This window comes from Micromonospora sp. DT68 (assembly GCF_049847245.1).
In the GTDB taxonomy this organism is placed as follows: Bacteria; Actinomycetota; Actinomycetes; order Mycobacteriales; family Micromonosporaceae; genus Micromonospora; species Micromonospora profundi.
The window spans coordinates 1-21,286 of record NZ_JBNCNZ010000003.1 but is presented as its reverse complement, the minus strand read 5'-3'; the positions used below and the strand labels follow the sequence as shown (position 1 = coordinate 21,286).

Here is a 21,286-nt window from a genome sequence, read left to right as displayed (position 1 = left end):
GATACGTGTTCGCCTTCGCGGGGCATGTCGACCCGTCGGTGGGACCGACATGGCACTGACCGGCCCTTCGACGGCCGCACCGGGCCAGCACCGTCGGCCCGATCGGAGCCCGGCCGTCCGGCTTTCGACCGTTCTGGCCGTCCTGTCGTTCAGCCCGCTGCTGCGGTTGGCCGCCCTGCGCTACGCCGTACCGTCGGGCACCGCAAGCCGGACCGGCTGCGACGCCTGCGGCGAACCGGTCGGGCTGACCCGGCCCTGGCCGGCGCTCACCCCGGTCGGCCGCTGCGGTCGGTGTCGAGCCCCTGTCGGACCGCCGCCCGGAATCGTCGAGGTGGCCGCGCTCGCCGCTGTGGTGCTGCTGGTGCTTGTCGGCCCGGCCGCCGGGGCGCTGCCGGCGCTTGCCTGGTGGCTCGGGTGGACGATCCCGGCGGTGCTCGTCGACCTGGCCGTGCACCGGTTGCCCGACCGGCTCACCCTGCCAGCGGCGGCCGGCACCTGGCTGCTGCTCGGTGCTGCCGCGTTGGTCGCCGCTGAGCCGGCACCCTGGCTGCGGGCCGTCGCCGCCGGCACCGGGCTGGCACTGCTCTTCGCCACCAGCACGCTGCTGCTCGGTCGGCGCGGCTTCGGGCTCGGCGACGCGAAGTTGGCGCTCAGTGTGGGCGCGCTGCTGGGCTGGTACGGCTGGCCTGTAGTGGTGCTCGGGCTGCTGCTCGCCTTCGGGCTGTCCGCCCTGGTCAGCATCGGTCTGTTGGCGGCCCGGCGAGCGTGCTGGTCCACCCACCTGCCGTTCGGCCCGTTCCTGTTGTTCGGCACGGCGGGCGCTCTCCTGCTGGTCACCTGACCACCCCCGATCTGCCCGACCACCTCGGTCCACCTGACCACCTCGGTCCACCTGACCACCTCGGTCCACCTGACCGCCCTCGATCCAGGATCCAGTGGCATCGCTCGCGGCTAAAGCCACTACAACCAGGATCGGGCGGCAACCAGGATCGGGCGGCCCGGGGAGGGTCAGCGGTGTGATCGGCCTGCCAGGTCGGGTTCCGGGCGGCGGGCGCGGTCGGCCCTACGGCGTAGCGCCTCGGCGGCCGGGCGGGCCAGCAACGGGGTCACCACCGCGGCGACCAGGGCGCCGAGCAGGACACCCGCGACCACGTCGTGCGGGTAGTGCACGCCCACGAAGACGCGGGAGAAGGCGGCGAGCGCTGCCAGCGGCAGTGCGAGGAGGCCGAGTCGGCGGGAGAGCAGCAGCGTGGTGACCGCCAGGGCTCCCGCGACTGTGGCGTGGTTGCTGGGAAACGACCAGTCGCCGGGTGGTGGGCAGGCGTTCGCGATGATCGCCTGCCCGATCGTCCGGCACGGCCGGTCCTCGTCCACCACGGTCTTGAGCCACTCGCTGCCCGCGTACGCCAGGAGGGTCGGCAGCGGCGCGACAAGGGCGAGTGCCCGGTTGTGCGGGCCGCCGGCCAGGCGGCCCAGCGCGGCGACCAACAGCAGCGCGCCGAGCAGCAGGATCACGCCCTCGGTGGCGTGCCCGACGAACCACTGCACCGCCTGCGGGCTGTCGGCGGCGGCGTCGACCACGTCGTGGTACCACTCCTCGCTGATCTTCGGAACGTCAATGCTGCCGGTGTCGGCCATGAATCACCTCACCTGATGTTCATACCGCCTTGATGTTGGAGACAACGTAGGAACGCGCCAGCGGGCACCGCAGGAGCCGAAGGTCAGGCCAACCCCACGACCTTCGTCCAGCAACCGCACAGGCGTCTCTGCTTGGCTCGTCAGAAGATGTCGGCACCCAGGAGGCTTCGTGCACACCAGTTCGGCCACCGACCAACCGCCGCCCACCGCTGGGACGGTGGACGACGAAACCTGGCAGATCAGGCGTAGCGGGGCCGATCTGGACCGGCTCGGCGAGACGGAGTCGATCTTCGCGTTGAGCAACGGGTGGGTCGGCTGGCGAGGCGTCCTCGACGAGGGGGCGCCCGGTGAGATGCCGGGCAGCTACGTCAACGGCCTGCACGAGCGGCGTGAACAGACCTACCCCGAGGAGGGGTACGCGTTTCCGCAGGCCAACGACACAGTCATCAGCGCGCCGAACGCCGCGCTCATCCGGCTGTGGGTGGACGACGAGCTGCTGGACATCAGCACCGGAACGCTGCACCGACACGAGCGGGTGCTCGACCTGCGCACCGGTGTGCTGCGCCGGGAGACCGAGTGGACCTCGCCCGCCGGGCGGAGGGTGCTGATCCGCAGCACCCGGCTGGTGTCCCTGCCCCGTCGGCCGGTTGCCGCCGTCCGGTACGAGGTCGAGCCACTGGACGCCCCCGTCGAGCTGCGTGTCTGCTCGGACCTGCTGGCCAACGAGCGGGTGCCGGAACGCTCGGACGACCCGCGCGCAGCCTCGGTGCCCACCGATCCGCTTACCGCCGAGGCGCATCACACGAACGGCCTCGACGGGGTGCTCGTGCACCGCACCGGGCGCAGTGAGCAGCGCGTCGCCGTGGCGGTCAGCCACCTGCTGGACGCACCGGACACGGTGGCCGCCACCTGCGACGACATCCCCGACCGGGTGCGCCTGACAGTGGCCGGTCGGCTGCACCCGGGCGAGCGGGTACGGCTGACGAAGTTCGCCGCGTACGAGTGTGGGCCTGTCGACGGGCCGCCGGTCGACGAGTTGGCCGACATGGTGGTCGCCGAGGCGGACGCCGCCCGTGCGGACGGCTTCGACGCCCTGCTCACCGACCAGCGGGCCAGCCTGGATGCCGCCTGGCAGGTCGCCGACGTGCTGCTCGACGGCGACGCGGAACTCCAGCAGGCGATCAGGTTCGCCATGTTCCACCTGATCCAGGCGGGCCGCCCGGACGGCGACCGCACGATCTCGGCCAAGGGCCTGACCGGTAACGGCTACGACGGTCACGTCATGTGGGACACCGAGACGTACGTGCTGCCGGTGCTCACCTACCTGGCACCGGCGGTGGCCCGCTCGGCGCTGGCCTGGCGGCACAGCCACCTGCCGGAGGCCCGGGAGCGGGCCGCCGAGCTGCGGCTTACCGGTGCGACGTTCCCGTGGCGGACCATCGGCGGCCGGGAGTGCTCCGGCTACTGGCCGGCCGGCACCGCCGCGCTGCACGTCAACGCGGACATCGCCGACGCGGTGCTGCGCTACGTGGCGGCCACCGACGACCAGCGGTTCCTCGCCGAGGCAGGGCTGGACCTGCTTGTGGAGACGGCCCGGCTCTGGCACGGCTACGGCCACTGGTCGGACACCGGCGCGTTCCACCTGCCCGGGGTGACCGGCCCGGACGAGTACTCCGCGCTCGTCGACGACAACGTCTTCACAAACCTGATGGCGCGGCGCAACCTGCGGGGCGCGGCGGACGCCGCCGAGCGCCACTCCGACGCCGCCGGGCGGCTCGGCGTCGACCCGGCCGAGATCGCCGGCTGGCGGGCCGCCGCCGACGCGGTCTTCATCCCGTACGACAGTGAGCGCGAGGTGCACGAGCAGGCCGCCGGGTTCACCAGGCAGCCGGAGTGGAACTTCGTCGACACCGACGAGGACGACTACCCGCTGCTCCTGAACTTCCCCTACCTGGAGTTGTACCGCAAGCAGGTGGTCAAGCAGGCCGACCTGGTGCTGGCCATGCAGCACTGCCCGGGCGAGTTCACCGCCGAGGAGAAGGCCCGCAACTTCGCCTACTACGAGGCCCGTACGGTCCGCGACTCGTCCCTGTCGGCCGCCCCGCAGGCGGTGCTTGCCGCCGAGGTCGGGCACCTCGACCTGGCGTACGACCTGTTCGCCGAGTCCGTCACGCAGGACCTGGCCGACCTTGGCGACAAGACCGCCGACGGGCTGCACCTGGCCTCGCTGGCCGGGGCGTGGCTGGCGTTGGTGCAGGGCTTCGGTGGAATGCGCGACGACCGTGGGGTGCTCTCCTTCGACCCCCGGTTGCCCTCGCGGATCGATCGGCTGGCGTTCAGCCTGCGCTGGCGCGGCCACCGGCTACGGGTCACGTTGACGCCGGCCGAGGTCCGCTACGAGCTGCCCGACGCCGCGTCCGATGCCACAGTCGAGCTGTGGCACCACGGTGAGCACCTGCGGGTCACCGGCGCGGAACCGGTCACCCGGCCGATGCCGCCGGTGCCCGACCCCGGGCCGGAGCCGCCCTCCCCGCCCGGTCGCCGCCCCGACCGCCGCTCGGCCGCCTGACCGCCTCGCCGCCCGCCCTCAGGCGGGCGGCAGGCCGCCGGCCATCCGCTCGCGGACGGCCTCCAGCGCCTCGAAGGCGTACGCCCAGTTGTGGCACTTGAAGCTGCGCAGACCGTCGATTGCGGTGTGGCAGTCGGAGCAGCGTACGCCGGGGATGGCGGCCGGCACCTCGGTGTTGACGTACTTGTGTTCGCCGAGGATGACGGTGGCGATCATGTTCTTGTCGTGCAGGCCGGAGAGCGCCGACGAGACGATGTCGTACCAGGTGACCCGCCTGCCGCACTTCGGGCAGTCCGGTTCGTCGCCGCTTACCCAGAGCGGTGCGCCGATGCTGCGCGCCGGCATGCCGAGCAACTTCTCCAGCCGCCGGACGTCCGACTCCGGTGTGGTCCACCGGTGTCGGCCGGGCAACGAGGCGGGCGAGTCGTACACGGCGCGGAACAGGTCGTGGTCGACCCGCACGGTCTCCCGCTGAGTGGTCATCGGCGTCCCTCCCCGGTGCGGCGGTGCCCCCAAGGTGGTCGGCGTTGACCAGGGGTGCAGCCGGATCAACGACACGAGGGGTCAGCGGGTCGTCGCCTCGGGTGTTAGACATCGAGTTCGGACCGCGTCGAAGGGACCCCTCGTGAGCGATCAGGCACCCGACACAGCCGACGTCACCGCCCAACCGAACGTCGCCCGGATGTACGACTACTTCCTCGGTGGCAGCCACAACTTCGCCGTCGACCGGGCCGCCGCCCAACGGGTCCTGGAGATCTTTCCGGAGACCGGGGCCGCCGCACAGACCAACAGGCACTTCCTGCGCCGGGCCGTCCGCTACGCCGCCGAGCAGGGCGTACGCCAGTTCCTGGACATCGGTGCCGGCCTGCCCACCCAGGGCACCGTGCACGAGGTGGTGCGCGCCGTGGCACCCGACTCCCGGGTGGTGTACGTCGACTACGACGAGGTCGCTGTCGCGTACGCCCGCAGGTTGTTGGTCGACGTGCCCGGCACTGCTGTCGTGCGGGGCGATCTGCGGCGGCCCGACGACCTGCTCGACCACCCGGCGTTACGCGGCACGCTCGACCTGAACCGCCCGGTGGCGGTGCTGCTCCTCGCGGTGCTGCACTTCGTGTCGGATGACGACGACCCGTGGGGTGCCGTTGCCCGGCTGCGGGACGCCACGGTGCCCGGCAGCCACCTGGCGCTGTCGCACCTGACGTTGGACGGCATTCCGCCGGAGTTGGCCGAGCGGGGGAAGGCGATCTACCGCAACAGCAGTGCTCCGCTGGTGCCCCGTACCCACGCCGAGACGCTGCGTTTCTTCGCCGGTTACGACCTGGTGGAGCCCGGCCTGGTGGAGACCACCCAGTGGCGGCCGGACACCGAGCCGGATCTCGTGGACTCGCACGGCTATGCCGGGGTCGGCGTCCGCCGCTGACCGTTTCGCCGTCGACGGCGAACTCCGGGTGGTACGACGGACGCAGGGCGTGCGTGCCACCCGGGAGGAGCGCCGATGGCGAGCAGGCCCGACCGGCTGCTGCGGGGAAGCGACACCCCGCTCAGCGCCTCGTTCCTGGAGCTGTTCTTCGACCTGGCGTTCGTCCTGGCCCTCAGCCAGCTGGCCCAGCACCTGCTGCACGACCTCACCGTGGCCGGTGCGCTGCGTACCGCGCTGCTGCTGACCGGGATCTGGTGGATCTGGGTGACCACCGCCTGGTTCGCCGACTGGTACGACCCGGAGAGCCCGGCGGTGCGGTCGCTGCTGATCGGTGCCACGCTGGGCAGCCTGCTGGCCGGGGTGGCGACTCCGCAGGCGCTGGACGGGCGGGCCGTGCTCTTCGCTGGCGCGTACGTCGCGGTTCACGTCGCCCGGGGCGCGGTCACCACCTTCGCGCTGCGCGGCCATCCGTTACAGAGCCGTACCCTGCGGATCTTCTGCTGGTTCAGCGTCTCCGCCGTGCCGTGGTTGGCCGGCGCGTTCCTGCCGGCCTGGCGGGTGCCGCTGTGGGTGTTCGCCCTCGCGCTCGACCTCGTCGGGCCGCGGCTGGGCTGGCACACTCCTATGCTGGGACGCGCCCGGCAGCGGGAACTACACCTCGCCGGCGAGCACTACGCCGAGCGGTACCAGCAAATCATGATCATCGCGCTCGGCGAACTTGTGCTGGTCGCCGGCCTCACGTACGCCGACACAAGCCTGCACCTCCCGGCGACCGCCGCCTTCCTGTTGGTCTTCGCCACCGCCGTGTTGATCGGTCTGCTCTACGTAACGCCCGCCGGCCTGCGTCTGGGTACGGCCATCGAGCATGCCGACCCGTCCCGGCTCGGCGTCATCACGGCGTACCTGCACCTGGTGATGATCGCCGGGCTGGTGGTCACCGCCGTCGGGGCGGAACTGAGCATCGCCCACCCCACGCAGGCCGGCGACACGACGGCTGTCGTCGTCATCGTGGGCGGTCCGATGCTGTTCCTGGCCGGGCGGATCCTCTTCTCGCTGGCGATCCACCGGCGGCTCTCGTGGTCGCGGGTGGCCGCCCTGTTCGTGCTGGCCAGCGCGTCGGTCGTCCTGCGGCTGCCCCTGGTGGCGGTAAGCGCGACCGCCGTCAGTGTGCTGCTCGTGGTGGTCGTGCTGGACCGCGCCGGCATCATGTCCTACCGCCGCACACGATCCTCTGACTAAAGTCAGGCTTATGGACTCTGGGCTCATCGCCGCCGTCCGGCGGTTCAACCGGACTGTCACCCAACGGGTCGGCGCCCTCGACGACGAATACATGGCCCAGGGGCGCCCGCTGGGGCAGGCCCGCCTGCTCTGGGAGATCGGCCCCGCCGGCGCCGAGGTCGCGGCACTGCGAGCCCGCCTCGGTCTGGACTCGGGATATCTGAGCCGACTCCTGCGCGCCCTGGAGAACGACGGGCTGATCACCGTGGGGCCGGCCGACCACGCGGGCGGCGACGGCCGGGTACGTACAGCCCAGCTCACCGACGCCGGCCGGGCTGAGTGGAACCAACTCGACAAGCGGTCCGACGCGCTCGCCGCCTCGATCCTCGAACCTCTCACCGACCACCGCCGCGAACGACTCGTCGCCGCCATGGCCGAGGTCGAACGACTGCTCATCGGCTCGATGGTCGTCATCGAGCCGTGCCCGCCGAGTGACCCACGGGCCAGGGGGTGCCTGCGCGCGTACGCCCGGGACATCGCACGACGATTCGACGACGGCTTCGACCCCGCGCTCAGCAACCCGGTGCACGACGAGGCGCTCGTCCCACCCAACGGCGTGCTCCTGCTCGCCACCCTCAACAGCGAGCCCGTCGGCTGCGGTGCCGTCAAACTCCACGGCGACGCACCCGCCGAGATCAAGCGCGTCTGGGTGGCCGACGCCGTCCGAGGGCTCGGCGTCGGACGGCGGCTGCTGGGCGAGCTGGAACGCTACGCCGCCGAGCATGGAGCAGCCGCCGTCCGACTGGACACCAATCGCAACCTCACCGAGGCGATCGCCATGTACCGGGCGACCGGTTACCGGGAGATCGAGGCGTACAACACCGAGCACTACGCCCACCACTGGTTCGAGAAGACGTTAGGACAGTGACCGGCTCCTTTGGGGGTGGGTTCAGCCCTTCACCGCGCCCGCGGTGAGCCCTTCGGTCAGGAAGCGCTGCCCGAGGGCGTACATGATCACCACGGGGATGCTGACGAGCAGCGACGCCGCAGCGAGTTGGCCCTGCGGCACGACGTCTCCGGCGATCATCGACTGCATCCCCACGGGGAGCGTCTTGTACTCGTCCTTCGTGATGAACACGAATGCGAAGAGGAACTCGTTCCAGGCGTTTGTCAGTGTGAAGAGCGCGACCGCCAGCAGACCCGGCTTGGCCAGCGGCAGCACCACCCGGCCGAACGCCTGGAGGCGGGTGCAGCCGTCGACAAGCGCGGCCTCCTCCAACTCGATGGGGATCGACGAGAAGTAGCCCACGAGCAGCCAGGTGGCGAACGGAAGCGTGAAGGTCGGGTACGTGACCACAAGGGACCACAACGAGTCGGTGAGCCGCGCGCCGATGAGCATCTGGTACAGCGGGATGAACAGCAGGGCGCCCGGCATCACGTAGGTGAGCAGCACCGTGACGGTGAAGCCCTGCGCCCCACGGAACCGCAGCCGGGCCAGCGCGTAACCCGCGAGGGCGGCGCAGACAAGCGCCACCGTCGTGGAGGCGGCGGACACCAGGATGGTGTTCAGGTACCAGCGGCCGAACGGCTGGTTGGCGAAGAGCGCTGTGAACTGTTCCATCGTCCACGGTGTCGGCCACAGGTCGTCAGTGCGCATGACGACCTGACCCTCGGACTTGAAGGCCGTGACGGCGATCCAGTACAGCGGGCCCAGCACGAAGAGGAGCAACCCGGCCAGCGCGACCCAGGACCCGACGCCCGACACGACTGACGACGATCGGCGACCGCCCCGGGAGTTCAGGGCCGAGACCACCCGGCCGACCGCCGCCGCGATCAGCAGGATCACGCCGAGGACCACTGCCGCCTTCCAGAAGATCTGCGGCGACGCCCAGAGCAGCAGACCGGTGACCAATGCGGTGACGACCCACGGCATCGCCCTGCGCGCCGTCCCGGCCCACCGCTGCGCCTCGATCCACCGCGCTGCCCGGCGTCCTCGGGGGAGTTTGGCACCCGAGTCCTGGCGCAACAACCGGACCAGGACGAACACCAGCCCGCCGATGATCGGCAGCATGACGAGCGTGACCGCCGCGCCAGCGCCGTACTGGAGTTGCAGGATCGCCTTCGAGTACGCGACGAGCACGTACGGTGCGGTCACGTCGCCCGGACCACCCTGCGTCAGCAGCCAGACGAGGTCGAAGTTGTTGAACGTCCAGATCGACGACAGGGTCACCGTCACCGTGAGCACGTGGCGTAGTCCGGGCAGCGTCACGTTCGCGAACCGTTGCCACGACGAGGCGCCGTCGATGGTCGCCGCCTCGTAGAGGTCCGCCGGGATGGCCTTCAACCCCGCCAGGAAACACACAGTGAAGAACGGCACGCCCTTCCAGACGTTCACGAGGATCACCGATGGCATGGCCAGATTCGGGTCGGACAGCCAGCCCGCCGGCCAACTGTCGACAAGGTGCAGGTCGACGAGCAGCGGCCCGATCCCGGTAGTGGTGAGCAGCGTGTTGACGCTGCCGAAGATCGGGTCGAGCAGCGCACGCCAACTGAACGCCGTGACCACCGTCGGCACCACCCACGGCACCAGCAGCAACCCGGCCAGCACGGCCCGCCCGCGTCGCCTGTGGTGCAGCAGCAGGGCCGCGGCCAGACCCAGGACAACCTTGAAAATCTCGGCGTACGCGGTGAAGACGAACGAATTCACCACGCCTGTGTGGAACTGGTCGTCGCCGACGAGGGCGAGGTAGTTGTCCAGGCCGACGAACACGGTGTCCTGCCCGTGCCGTTCCGTGGTGCTGGTGAGTATCGACCGGCCGATCGGCACGATGACGAGACTGCCGACCAGCAGGGCCATGGGCGCCAGGAACAGCGCCGCGAGCCGCCAGTCGCGACCCAGCCGCCGCTGGGTCGGCGTGAGTGAGCCGGGCCCCGACGGCGGGGAAATCCTCGCCGTCGGGACCCGCGCAGGGCGAACCGTTCTCACTGCGGCAGCCCCTGCTGGTTGAAGATCTGCACCATCTTCGTGTGGGCGGCCTTCACTGCCTGCGCAGGAGCCGTCCCCTGAACGACCTGCTGCATCATGTCGGTGAGGACGTACGCTGCGCCGACCGCCTGCTGACCCGCGCTTGCCTTCTGCGGGAAGGACAGGCCGTTCTTCGTGTTCAGCGGCAGCTTCAGCTCAGTGATCTTGCGGAGCATGGGGAACGCCGGGTCGCCGCTTGTGAAGAACGGGTCGGCGTCCCAGACCTTCTCCCAGGCGGGCATGACCAGGCCGGGGGCCTCCTTCGCCACCCCGAGCAGCGCGGGCGCGCTGACCAGGTACTGCGCCAGGAGCTTGGCGAGGGCGGGATTCTTGGCACCCTTGAAGACGACGAAGCCCTGCGACTGGCCGAGCAGCAGGGGGTTGTTGGTCGCCGGCCCGATGCAGTCCGAGAACACGTGGGTCTTCTCGTACACCGGGTTCTTCTTGGTCCTGGAGTCCGCGTAGACGCTGAACTGGTTGCGGGTGTAGCCGAGGATCCCGGCGAGCCAGTTCTCGTTGTTGCTGGTGTCGGTCCAGCTCGCGATCCCCGGCGGCAGCATCGGCTTGTACTTGGGGTTGGTGTAGATGTCGCCCAGGAAGGTCACCGCCTGCACCGTCTCGGGCGAGTCGAACGTGACCTTCCGGCCGTCGTTGGAGGCGATCGACCCGCCGTACGCGTTGATCAGCGCCTCGATCATGCCGTTGCCGTCACCGGACCGGTTCACCGTCATGCCCCAGCCGAACCGGCGCTTGGCCGGGTCGGAGATCTCCAGGCACAGGTCCCGCAGCTCTTCCCAGCTGTAGATGTCCTTGGGGGTGATGCCCTTGTCCTGCATCCAGTCCTTGCGCAGGAAGGACCCGATCCCGATGAAGTGGTACGGGATCGCGAACCACTTGCCGTCGAAGACGCAGAAGTTCTTGGCCTCGGCGCAGGGCTCGCCATACTTCGCGGTGAGCGCCTGGACGACGTCCGTCACGTCCTCCAGGTCGCCCAGCGCCTGGAACTGCGCGACGAACCGTGAGTCGGTCATGAACGCCAGGTCACGCGCGACCCCGCCCTTGACCTCGGCGTCGATCTTGGCCACCACGTCACCGGCGTCGGCCTGAACCAGGCTGTTCTCGATCTTCGTGCCGGTGGTGTCGGCGAACTTCTTGATCGAGCTGTCGAGGGCTTCGTTCGCCGCCGTCGAATACAGCTTCTGCGACAGCATCCCCATCGAGGAGCCCTTCATCGCCGCGGCGGCGTCGATGAGCTCCTGTGGAACCTCCGGCTGGACCCTGGTGGGCGATTCGGAGGTGCCCCCACACGCGGCCAGACCGGTCGCGCCGAGCACCCCCACCCCTACTCCCAGGAAGCCGCGCCGAGACCAGACCGGGTTGTCCTTCATGGACATGTGCCTCCTTCATCTCCCGGCATCGCTGCACGCCGATGGCGCAGTTGGCGTAGTTGACGAAACGTCGCGATGCCCCTGCTTGTCTGTCTCTGTCCGGGCGACCACAGTTGAGTCACCCGCATCGATCAGTGAGTTCGCGTAGACCCATCACGTGCGTGGCGCGGTCGAGCTGAGAAAGCGGTGCTGAGGTGCCAGTTCGGTCGACCGCGAGGGCCGTCGCCGTTCGAAATTTCGAACCGAGTTCGAGATACCGTATCGGGTGGACGCGACGCTAGAGCAACGGCGCAAGTGATGTCAATGTTTCGATGCGGTTTCCGACGGAAGGCGGCAAACCGGCGCCCGGATCAGTGGGACGGCGCAACTCGCCGCCGCGTTACCGGGCGTCGGAGTGCTCGTCGCGGCGGCGCTCTATCGGGTCGGGGCCCGGTAGCCCATCCGGGCGGACAGCGCGGCAGCGCCCTCGCGAACCAGTCCGGCCCACTCCACGTGCGCCTGAGGAGTCCAGCGGATGATCGGCGCGGACAGGCTCATAGCGGCGATGGTCGCGCCGGAATGGTCCCGAACCGGCGCGGCGACGCAACGCATGGCGGTGTCCGACTCGCCCACGTCGACCGCGACGCTCTCAGCCCGGACACGATCAAGATGCTCGCGGAGCAGATCCGGATCGGTGATGCTGGCCGGCGTCATGCCGAGCAGGTCGCCCTTCGCCAATACGGCGTCCAGGCCTGCCTTGTCGAGACCCGACAGCAGGATCTTGCCGACCGCCGTGCAGTGGGCAGGCAACCGCCGACCCACCGCGGACACCATCCGGACCGGGTGCGTGCTGTCGAACTTAACGAGGTAGATGACATCGGCGCCGTCGAGGACTGCCACGTGGACAGCCTCGTCACACGCGGCGGCCACGTCCCGCGCCACGCACTGCGCCTCACGCACCAAGTCGAGTCGGCCGGAGAACGCCGCGCCGAGCTGGAACAACGGCATGCCCAGCCGATACTGCACCGGCTGGCCCGGGACGGAGATCAGGTACGAGCGGGCCTCAAGCGTGACGAGCAGTTCGTGGACCGTGGTACGGGGCAGATCGAGCCGCTCCATCACCTGACGGGCCGACAGTTGAGGGTGGTCCAGGAACAGTTCGAGGACGTCGAGTGCGCGGTTGACTGCCGGTACCACACGGGGCATGTCGCTAGTCCCTTCGAAGCGCCGGACCCGCGTCAACGATCTCCACACGGGCCAGCACCTGAAGAGGATAACTGCGAGCGCGCAGCCACCCCGACAGCCTGGACGATCTGGCCGCGCACGTTCGAGCGTGCGATCGATCAGCGCGGCGTCCAGATGCCGTCGGGGTGGCCGTTGTCAGGCGCCGTCCACGCCGTGGCCGACCATCTTCTCCGGCTGCACGATCTGCTCGAACTGCTCGGCGGTCACCTTGCCGGAGGCCAGGGCGCCCTCACGCAGCGTCAGGTCGTTCGCCAGGGCCATCTCGACGATCCGCGCCGCGTTCTGATGCCCGATGAGCGGGCTGAGCGCGGTGACCAGCATGAGGCTCTCCCCGACGTACCCGGAGATCCTCTTGGTGTTGAGTTCTGTTCCTTCGACGCTGAAGGTGCGGAACTTCTCCATGCCGTCGCCGAGGATGCGGGCGGAGTGCAGGAAGTTGTTGATGATGAGCGGTCGCATCGCGTTGAGCTGCAGGTTGCCCTGCGAGCCGGCGAACGCCACGCCGCTGTCAGCGCCGAGCACCTGGACCGCGATCATCACGATCGCCTCGCACTGCGTGGGGTTGACCTTGCCGGGCATGCTCGACGAGCCAGGCTCGTTCTGCGGCAGCAGGAGTTCGGCAAGGCCGGCCCGCGGGCCCGACGCGAGCCAGCGCATGTCGTTCGCGATCTTGATGAGCGCGACGGCAAGGCCCCGCAGCGCACCGTGAGCGCGCACCATCGCGTCCAACGAGCCCTGCGCGGCGAACTTGTTCGGCGCGGTGACGAACGGCTTGCCGGTCAGCTCGGCGAGCTTCGCCGCCACGTCCCGGCTGAAACCCTGCGGCGCGTTCAGGCCGGTGCCGACCGCGGTGCCGCCGAGCGTCAACTCGTACAGACCCTGCCGGCTGTGCTCGATCTCGGCGATACAGGACCGCAGCTGGGCGGCCCAGCCGGACCATTCCTGGCCCACCGTCAGCGGAACCGCGTCCCCCAGGTGCGTACGGCCGATCTTGACGACACCCATCCACTTCTCGGACTTGCGCTCGATGACCTCGGCCAGCCGTCGGGCCTGCGGCAGCAGTCGATCGTCGAGCTCGGTGATCGCGGCGATGTGCATGGCGGTCGGGAACGAGTCGCTGCTCGACTGTCCCATGTCGACGTCGTCGTTCGGCCTGACCGGCTCCTGCGAGCCCAACCTGCCGCCGAGCAGCTGGATAGCCCGGTTGGACAGGACCTCGTTGACGTTCATGTTGCTCTGGGTGCCCGAGCCCGTCTGCCAGACGTAGAGCGGGAAGTGGTCGTCGAGCTGGCCGGCGATGGCCTCTTCAGCCGCCTGCACGATCGCGCGCGCCTTGCCCTCAGGCAGCCGGCCGGCAGCCTGGTTGACCAGGGCTGCGGCCTTCTTCACATAGCCGTACGCGTGGTACACCTCCTTGGGCATGAGGTCGTCGCCGATCGAGAAGTGCGCCAGCGAGCGCTGCGTCTGCGCGCCCCAGTAGCGATCGGCGGGCACCTCGACCGTGCCCATGCTGTCGAACTCGCGGCGGGTGCCGGTCGCCGTGAGGGCGACCGGCACGTTGCGCAGCGTCGGGACCTCGCTGCTCACGCCTGCAGCGCCTCCTTGAGGAAGGAGACCGCCTGCGCGACCGCGGCCTTGGCGGCGTTCGTGTCGTGCAGCGCGTTGACCATCACGAAGTCGTGGATGATCGCCGAGTACGTCACGTGGGTGACGGGTACGCCCGCGGCGCGCAGCTTGTCGGCGTACCCGGCGCCGTCGTCGTGCAGCACGTCCTCACGGGCGTTGATGATCAGCGCCGGCGGCAGGCCGCGCAGTTGGTCGGGGGTGGCGCGCAGCGGCGACGCGGTGATCTGCGCCCGGTCCTGCTCGCTGGTGGTGTACTGATCCCAGAACCACTTCATGCCGGTACGGGTCAGCCAGTAGCCCTCGGCCCAGCGATGGTACGAGTCGGTGTCGAACCCGGCGTCGGTGACCGGGTAGAACAGCACCTGCGCCCGGAAGTCGACGTCGCCGCGTTCCTTGGCCATCAGGGTCAGGGCGATGGCCATGTTCCCGCCGACCGAGTCGCCGCTGATCGCGATGCGCGAAGTGTCCAGGCCCTCGTCGGCGCCGTGCGCGGCGACCCAGGCCGCAACCGCGTACGACTGCTCGTTCGCCACCGGGTACTTCGCCTCGGGCGAAAGGTCGTACTCGGGAAAGACCACGGCCGCGCCGGTGCCGACGGCGAGTTCACGTACGAGGAGGTCGTGAGTGTGGGCGTTGCCGAACACCCACCCGGCGCCGTGCGTGTAGATCACGACCGGCAGTGGACCGGTCGTGCCCCTCGGCTTGACGATACGGGTCCGCACCGAGCCGGTCGGCCCGCCCGAGACGGTGATCCACTTTTCCTCGACGTCGGGCTTGAAGATGGGGCTGTCCTGGACCCCATCGACGGTCTTGCGACCTTCCTCGGGGTCGAGCTGGTAGAGGTAGGGCGGATTCACAGTGGCCTCGGCGAACGCCTGGGCGGCCGGCTCGAGCGAGACGTTGTGCGGGTTTGCGGACATGTGGTCCTCCTCGGACATCTGATCGGGTTGGTCTTGCCCCGATAGCCTGGCGGTACCGCCTGGCCTGCAGCGTCCGTCGACTGACTGACATTGCGCATCGCCCACGTACGTACGACACCGCGTCAGTCAGGCCGGTCCCCGGCTTCCTGACCCCTCCGCGCAGTCGGCCAAGGCGTCGCGCAGGGCCGCGCGCGAGGTGATGCCCAACTTGGGGAACACCCGGTACAGGTGGGTGGAGACGGTACGCGGCGAGAGCACCAGACGGGCGGCGATCTGCGGGTTGGACAGCCCGGAGGCGGCCAGCCGGGCAACCTCCAGCTCCTGCGGGGTGAGGCCAGCTCCGGCGTCACCACGAGGCATTCGGGTCATCCCGGTCGCACGTAGCTCGGCCGTGGCTCGGGCCGTCCACGGCACCGCTCCGAGTCGCTCGAAGCTCTGGCGGGCGGTGGAAAGTTGGACCCGTGCCTCGCGGCTGTGCCCCAGCCTGCGCAGCCGCTCACCGTAGGCCAGGTTCACCCGGGCCACCTCGAACGGCCACTGGTCGATGCCCGGCAACGCCAGCGCCTCCTCGAACAGCGCAGGCGCGTCCTCAGGAGCCGAGGTCATCGCCGTCATCGCGGCGGTCAGGAGCGCGAAGCGCGGTGAGATACGGCTCACCTGCGCGTCCCGCATGGCGGCAGCATGCCGCAGCGCATCCTCGACCCGACCGGAGTAGAGCGCTGCCTCGGTCAGGTCCAGGGCACTCCAGAGCGCCTCGATGCTGAACGGCGACAGCACACCCGGCGCAGTGATCGCCGAGGCATGGACGAAGGCGGTTTCGAAGTCGGACGAGCCGAGCGCCGCGCGGGCGAGCGCATGGTGCGCCCAGTGCTCCAGGCGACCCAGACCGCGGCTCGCCGCCCAGTCCAAGAGCGCCGTGCAGTGCGCGTGGCACGTGTGCGAGTCACCGCGGTGGGCAGCGATGAGGCCGGCGAGGTAGTGGCCGACATGGGCGAGAGTGTGATGCCCCGTCTCGTGGCCGACCTCGCGGATCTCGTCGGCGGTGGTCTGCGAATCGTCCCAATGACCGGCGTAGAGGTCGGCGAGCGCACTCATGATCATTGCGGGGATGGCCCCGCCCAGCGTCCCGGCGTCCCGCGCGTCGCCGATCAATCGGGCGAGGGGCTTGCGCCAGTAGGCGAGGCGATCTAGGTTGGAGGCGGCCAGCGCGGTCCGGTGGATCACGTCGGCGTCGGTCACCTCGTCGAGTTGCGCCAGCCCTTCGTCGAGATCCCGCAGCAGCGCGTCCGGTATGGAACCCGGGTCTTCCAGGATCCGGACCAGGGAGATGGGCGAGCTGGCGGGAACATCCGGCAGCGTCGCCACGAGTTTGCGTAGCGGCACCCAGTAGTCCGCGCGCCCGGAGTACAGACAGACGAGCGTGAGAGTGAGCAGGGGCGGTGTGAGCTCGTCGAGGTTCGGGCAGGAGTCGACGGCATTCCGTTCGATCGCGTCGACCAGCAGTCGGTGAGCCGTCACGACATCGCCGTCCATCAGGCACAGCCACCCCGCAGCGGCAGCAGCAGGTAAAGATCGGTCCGTCGGTGTCTTGGCGCGCAGCTCAGCCATGATCTGATGGGACAACGCGAGGTGCCCGGCCACGGACGCGCCGATGTAGGCGGCGTGCGCGAGGCGACGGCTCCCGGCGACACGGTCGGAGCTCAACGCGGCAGCGCGCCGCAGTCTGGCCACGGCGCCCAGGACATCGCCGCGACGCATGCTGCTGTGGGCGCTGTCCTCGACGATCTGGGCGATCGACTCGTCCGGCGCCGCAGTCGTCATCGACAGGTGATCCGCGCGGCGCTCGGGCTGATCGACAAGCGCGTCGGCCAGCCGCTGGTGAGCCGACCGCCGCTGGTCGAGGGTGGCAGCCTCCACCACGGCGGACCTGACCAGAGGATGCCGGAAACGCACCGTGCGCGCGTCCGCGGCGGCGATGATCAGGTCGTCCCGCTCCGCGGCGTCGAACCCGTCGAGTCCTTCGAGACCGCTGGCAGCTTCCAGCACACAGATGTCCCCGGAACCTTCCAGGGCGGCAAGCAGAAGCAGTTCACGGGTACGCGACGGAAGCCGCGCGACACGAGCGGCGTACAGGGCGCGGACGTCCCTGGCGGGTCCGGTGCCGGGCAACGGATCATCGGTGCCGGCGAAGGCGCCGAACTCCAGCAACGCTAACGGATTACCCTGCGCCTGCTGTGCCACCGCATGCTGCGCGCGGGAAGGGAGGCGGGTGAACCGGTCGGACAGCAGCCGGAGCGCGTCCGTCTCGCAGAGCGGCAGGATCTCCTGCTCCGGCAGACCGATGCCCGACGACCCCGTGGTTTCGGTGCGGACGGCCGCCAGCACTCCGATGCGACGACCACCGGCCCTGCGGGCGACGAAGCCGATCACTGACCGGCTCGCCCGGTCCAGCACATGCAGATCATCGACGATCAGCAGCAGAGGCTTCTCCCGGGCAGCCTCGCCGAACAGCGAGAGAGCCGCGTGCAGGACGGTCATCTCGGCCGGCGCAGGCCCGGTGCCGAAACCGAGCGCGACCTCGAGCGCCGAACGCATCGGTGGCGGCAGAGACGCGAGCTCTGCGGAGAGTGGACCGACGAGCTGGTGTAGGCCGGAGAAGCTGATCTCCGTCTCGTACTCGACACCGCTGCCGCGCACCACCCGTATCCCCTGGGCGGTAGCGAGCTCGGCAGTGGCGTCCAGAAGCGCCGTCTTGCCGACACCGGGCTCGCCGGTAAGAAGCAGAGCAGCGCCGTTCCCGGCGGCGTCATCGAGGAAGCTCGTGAGAAGGAGCAACTCATCGGTACGCCCTACCAGCCCGGCCGTCATCTCCGTCCACCTCGCATCCGGCCCATCGCTTCGTCATGGCCGTGCCGAGCGATCGAACGAGCAGCTGTTTCGTTGATCTTCCCATGTTCGCCTGGTCAACAGCGAGTAGCGGATAAGTGACCAGTCACTCATACTCGCTCGCCCGCCTCTCAGGCGCAGGTCCGCAGCGGTCTGTCAGGGATCCGAACCCTGAACCTATGGATTGCCGGCGAGCCGGGCTTCTGCGGTCTGATTCGAGGTCAACCGTCCTGCTGTGGTGCTTCACGGCCGGGTTCGGCTGGCACGGTTGCTGTACTTCGCTGCTGTACTGCTGGCGGTTGTCTGGTCCAGCCGATGAAGCGTCGGTGGAGCGCGCCGGCCGGTGCCCAGGGCATGTCTTCGGCGGCCCGGACGAGGTAGGCACCGAGGTAGAGGGCCAGCGACACGGGCGCGTCGGCGTACTCCGCGCGTAGCTCCCGGCGTCGGGTCGGGCAGGGCCAGGGCAGGTCGCAGCCGCCGCAGTGCCAGATCGGCATGACCGGGCCGTGGGTGGTCACTGCACACCGCCCAGGAACCGGGCGACGCTCGCGCGGGCCCGCCGGCTGGTCGCCCACTCCACCTGCCAGCACGGGTACGGGGCCAGCCGCGACCACCACGCCCGGCAACCAGCACACATGCCGTCGAGCCCTCGGATGTGTACGGCCAGGATTGCGTGCTCCTGGTCGTCTTTCACTGCTCCTCCTCTCCCGGCCAGTGGCCACGGTTGATGGGGATGCGGTGTCGAGCGTGGCAGGGCAGATCGGCTCCGCAGCAGCAGATTCGCCGCCAGTGCTGCCAGGACCAGACCGGCCGGTGCCGCCGCGCGAAAGTCAACGCGGTGGCCGAGAGGTATTCGTCGTACGAGACCCGCCGGCTGCTGGGAGTTGCCCGGCCTGCTGTACCGGCCACGGTTCGGCTCATGAGAGTCTCCCCGGCCCAGGCTTGTTGTATCGATCGGTAGGCAGGCCCCACGTTGGCCTGTGGCTGTCGTGGGAGCGCAGGCGTGCGGCCTGGTCGAGCAGCCGTCGCTGGGCTGCCGCCTGCTCGGCGTCTTGGTACTGCTGTCCGGTCCCCGGCGGCGGTGGTGGCTCGGGCTGCCGCAGTAGCCACCGGATCAGCACGTACAGGTTCGGTCGGAGCGTCACGATCCCGCCTCCTCGCCAAGTGCCGACAGGGCGGACTCGACGGGAGCTTCTGAATCGTGGAGGGTGCCTGCCCACGCCAGCCCCAGCACGTTGTCGGCATCGAAGAACATGTCCGAGACGATTCCGCCGGACTAGGCGCGGCGGCCATGTCGGCTGGTCATGTCACCGTGACATGGGCGGCCTCGACCTGCCCGGACAACATCCCTAGGCTCCAGATCGAGCACCATGAGTAGTCGTCCGACGACGCTTGGAGCCGCTGTGCCGTTCGATCATTTACGGATCCCCGAAGACCTCTGGTCGCGCCAGGACATATGTGCGGCTCTTGCTGCCCGCGACATCGGTGCCCTGTTCCGGCTGTTTACTCGGCACACCGGCGCGAGTCAGACGCGCATCGGGGCCGCCGTCGGCTTGGAGCAGGGCTACGTCAGTCGGATCATCGCCGGCCGGAAGGTGTCCTCCATCGACGTGCTGGAGCGCATCGCCGACGGCTGCGCCATGCCTGACGAGGCACGGATGACGCTCGGCCTCGCGCCTCGCCAGCGGTCATATCGCGCCGCCATGGCCGACCACCGGAACACCCGCCACAGTGATCTACCGGCCAACCGCTCCTGGCGCGAGGACGTTTGCGCTGCCACGCAGTTATGGGAAGGCGACGTGAACCGTCGAGAACTACTCCGCCAAACCGTATTCAGTTCCGCCGCGTACACGCTGCCCGCCCTGCGCTGGTTCACCGCAACCAGCACCCAACCCGTCACACAAGAAGGTCGCCGAACGGTCGGTCAGCCCGACATCGACACCATCCGCGAGATGACCGCCACCTACCGGCGACTCGACAACCAGCACGGCGGCGGCCACGCCCGCGCCAACGTCACCCGCTACCTCCACCACGAGGTCACGCCCCTGGTGACTGAAGGCCGATACGATCCGGCAACCGGCCGCAAGCTGCTCGCCGCCGTCGCCGAGCTGACGCAACTCGCCGGCTGGCAGGCGTACGACATGGCCGAACACGGCCTCGCCCAGCGCTACCTCACGCATGCCCTCGACCTGGCCCGGAACGCCGACGACGCCGGCCTGGGTGCCGAGATCCTCGCCGCGATGAGCCACCAAGCCACCTACCTCGGCCACACCGCCACCGCCGTCGACCTCGCCCGGGCCGCCCGACAGACCGCCCAGCGCGCCGGCATCACCGTGCTGACCGCCGAGGCGCTGGTCATGGAAGCCCACGCCCACGCCGCCGCCCGCGAAGAACATGCCTGCGCCACCGCACTACACCAGGCGGAACACGCCCTCGACCGAGCCGACCGCAGCGGCGACCCGCAGTGGCTGGGCTACTTCGACGAGGCATACCTGTCCGCCAAGTTCGGCCACTGCTTCAACGCCCTCGGCCAACACAGCCAAGCCGAACGCTTCGCCGCCCGATCCCTACAGATGGACGAACGCTACGTACGCGGCAAAGCCTTCAACCTCGCACTACTGGCGACCTCCCAAGCCCGCCAGGACGAACCCGACCGCGCCAGCATCATCGGCGGGCAAGCCCTCACCCTGGCCACCCAACTGAAGTCCGCCCGCGCCGTCCGCTACATCCGCGACCTACAAACGGACCTCATGCCACACCGCCGCCGACCAGCTGTACGACACCTCATCACCCGCATCGACGCGGCTCTCGGCCAACGCCGCTGACTACAACTCGCCCCGGGCCTTGCGCGCGACCAGATCCAACACCGCGATCACCGTACCGGCACCCACGATCTCACCCTGGAAGACGAGATGCCGAGCCTCCTCCAACGGAATCCACGCGACCTGCTCGGCTTCGTTGACATCCACCGCCGCACCGATGTGCTCCGCGCTCCTGGCAAGAAACAGCAGGTTCTCCGCGTCCGCGGTCGCCACCCACGGCTGGAACGACAGCAACGGCTCTACCTCACCCGGACGCCACCCGGTCTCCTCTTCAACCTCCCGGACCGCGCACGCCGCCGGATCCTCGCCCTCATCGACGTAGCCACCGGGCAACTCCCACACCCACCGGTCGAACACGAACCGGTGCCGCCGCATCAGCAACAGCCGCCCCTGACCGTCAAGCACCGCGACCATCGCCGACCGAGGCGCCCTAAAGGATGTCTCGTAACTCGGTGAAGGCGTTGCCCGGCATGGGTGCTGGTGTCACCCCGCGAGGATGATGTTGTGGAGGTGGGCGATGCCGGAAGCGGTGTCGGTCAATGTGCTGGCG

16 protein-coding genes and 1 pseudogene are annotated in these 21,286 nt (G+C 69.5%); 6 read left to right on the top strand and 11 right to left on the bottom strand.

Translation table 11 applies throughout. From position 1 onward, the window contains the following. Window positions 1-49 precede the first annotated feature (49 nt). On the top strand, window positions 50-841 hold the full coding sequence (locus ACPXB1_RS06205; RefSeq protein WP_425734910.1) for a prepilin peptidase: 792 nt from the start codon (window positions 50-52) through the stop codon (window positions 839-841). 167 nt (window positions 842-1,008) lie between these two features. Here ACPXB1_RS06205 and ACPXB1_RS06200 read toward each other — a convergent pair whose 3' ends face one another. Further along, window positions 1,009-1,638, bottom strand: a complete 630-nt coding sequence (locus ACPXB1_RS06200; RefSeq protein ID WP_355587874.1) for a phosphatase PAP2 family protein — start codon at window positions 1,636-1,638, stop codon at window positions 1,009-1,011. A gap of 169 nt (window positions 1,639-1,807) precedes the next feature. On the opposite strand from ACPXB1_RS06200, the gene ACPXB1_RS06195 reads away from it, so the two are divergent. Then, window positions 1,808-4,207, top strand: coding sequence for a glycoside hydrolase family 65 protein (locus tag ACPXB1_RS06195; protein WP_425734909.1), 2,400 nt, complete (start codon window positions 1,808-1,810; stop codon window positions 4,205-4,207). A gap of 18 nt (window positions 4,208-4,225) precedes the next feature. Here the strand turns inward: ACPXB1_RS06195 and ACPXB1_RS06190 are convergent, their stop codons facing one another. Beyond that, on the bottom strand, window positions 4,226-4,690 hold the full coding sequence (locus tag ACPXB1_RS06190; RefSeq protein ID WP_355627400.1) for a hypothetical protein: 465 nt from the start codon (window positions 4,688-4,690) through the stop codon (window positions 4,226-4,228). Between the two features lie 142 nt (window positions 4,691-4,832). Between ACPXB1_RS06190 and ACPXB1_RS06185 the strand changes: the two genes are divergently transcribed. The 3 genes from ACPXB1_RS06185 (at window position 4,833) to ACPXB1_RS06175 (ending at window position 7,773) form a co-directional block, all read left to right on the top strand. Beyond that, window positions 4,833-5,627, top strand: a complete 795-nt coding sequence (locus tag ACPXB1_RS06185) for an SAM-dependent methyltransferase (RefSeq protein ID WP_425734908.1) — start codon at window positions 4,833-4,835, stop codon at window positions 5,625-5,627. Between the two features lie 75 nt (window positions 5,628-5,702). After that, on the top strand, window positions 5,703-6,866 hold the full coding sequence (locus ACPXB1_RS06180) for a low temperature requirement protein A (RefSeq protein ID WP_425734907.1): 1,164 nt from the start codon (window positions 5,703-5,705) through the stop codon (window positions 6,864-6,866). Between the two features lie 10 nt (window positions 6,867-6,876). After that, window positions 6,877-7,773, top strand: a complete 897-nt coding sequence (locus ACPXB1_RS06175) for a GNAT family N-acetyltransferase (RefSeq protein WP_425734906.1) — start codon at window positions 6,877-6,879, stop codon at window positions 7,771-7,773. A gap of 21 nt (window positions 7,774-7,794) precedes the next feature. On the opposite strand, the gene ACPXB1_RS06170 is transcribed toward ACPXB1_RS06175, so the two are convergent. The 8 genes from ACPXB1_RS06170 to ACPXB1_RS06135 all read right to left on the bottom strand — a co-directional run bounded on the left by ACPXB1_RS06170 (window position 7,795) and on the right by ACPXB1_RS06135 (window position 18,767). Next, window positions 7,795-9,831: an ABC transporter permease subunit gene (locus ACPXB1_RS06170; protein WP_425734905.1), complete on the bottom strand. Its 2,037-nt coding sequence runs from the start codon at window positions 9,829-9,831 to the stop codon at window positions 7,795-7,797. After that, complete coding sequence (locus ACPXB1_RS06165) at window positions 9,828-11,264, bottom strand: extracellular solute-binding protein (protein ID WP_355587888.1); 1,437 nt, start codon at window positions 11,262-11,264, stop codon at window positions 9,828-9,830. The genes ACPXB1_RS06170 and ACPXB1_RS06165 overlap by 4 nt, the downstream gene beginning before the upstream one ends. 408 nt (window positions 11,265-11,672) lie before the next feature. Then, complete coding sequence (locus tag ACPXB1_RS06160; protein ID WP_355627414.1) at window positions 11,673-12,443, bottom strand: IclR family transcriptional regulator; 771 nt, start codon at window positions 12,441-12,443, stop codon at window positions 11,673-11,675. Between the two features lie 174 nt (window positions 12,444-12,617). Continuing rightward, window positions 12,618-14,069: a class II fumarate hydratase gene (gene fumC / locus ACPXB1_RS06155; protein ID WP_425734904.1), complete on the bottom strand. Its 1,452-nt coding sequence runs from the start codon at window positions 14,067-14,069 to the stop codon at window positions 12,618-12,620. Continuing rightward, entirely contained in the window at window positions 14,066-15,028 is a 963-nt protein-coding gene (locus tag ACPXB1_RS06150; protein ID WP_355627420.1) for an alpha/beta hydrolase, read from the bottom strand. The genes fumC and ACPXB1_RS06150 overlap by 4 nt, the downstream gene beginning before the upstream one ends. A gap of 126 nt (window positions 15,029-15,154) precedes the next feature. Continuing rightward, the gene (locus tag ACPXB1_RS06145; protein WP_425734903.1) at window positions 15,155-17,896 is read right to left on the bottom strand and encodes an AAA family ATPase; all 2,742 of its coding nucleotides are present in this window, start codon (window positions 17,894-17,896) and stop codon (window positions 15,155-15,157) included. A 239-nt stretch (window positions 17,897-18,135) separates the two neighbouring features. Then, a complete protein-coding gene (locus tag ACPXB1_RS06140; protein ID WP_425734902.1) occupies window positions 18,136-18,432 on the bottom strand; it encodes a hypothetical protein in 297 nt (98 codons plus the stop codon). Then, window positions 18,429-18,767: a hypothetical protein gene (locus tag ACPXB1_RS06135; protein ID WP_425735020.1), complete on the bottom strand. Its 339-nt coding sequence runs from the start codon at window positions 18,765-18,767 to the stop codon at window positions 18,429-18,431. Before ACPXB1_RS06135 ends, ACPXB1_RS06140 begins: the two co-directional genes overlap by 4 nt. 550 nt (window positions 18,768-19,317) lie before the next feature. Between ACPXB1_RS06135 and ACPXB1_RS06130 the strand changes: the two genes are divergently transcribed. Further along, a complete protein-coding gene (locus tag ACPXB1_RS06130) occupies window positions 19,318-20,739 on the top strand; it encodes a helix-turn-helix domain-containing protein (RefSeq protein WP_377674899.1) in 1,422 nt (473 codons plus the stop codon). On the opposite strand, the pseudogene ACPXB1_RS06125 reads toward ACPXB1_RS06130, so the two are convergent. Then, a pseudogene (locus ACPXB1_RS06125) lies at window positions 20,740-21,168 on the bottom strand (NUDIX hydrolase); the annotation flags it as partial. It abuts the gene before it with no gap. Between the last annotated feature and the right edge of the window lie 118 nt (window positions 21,169-21,286).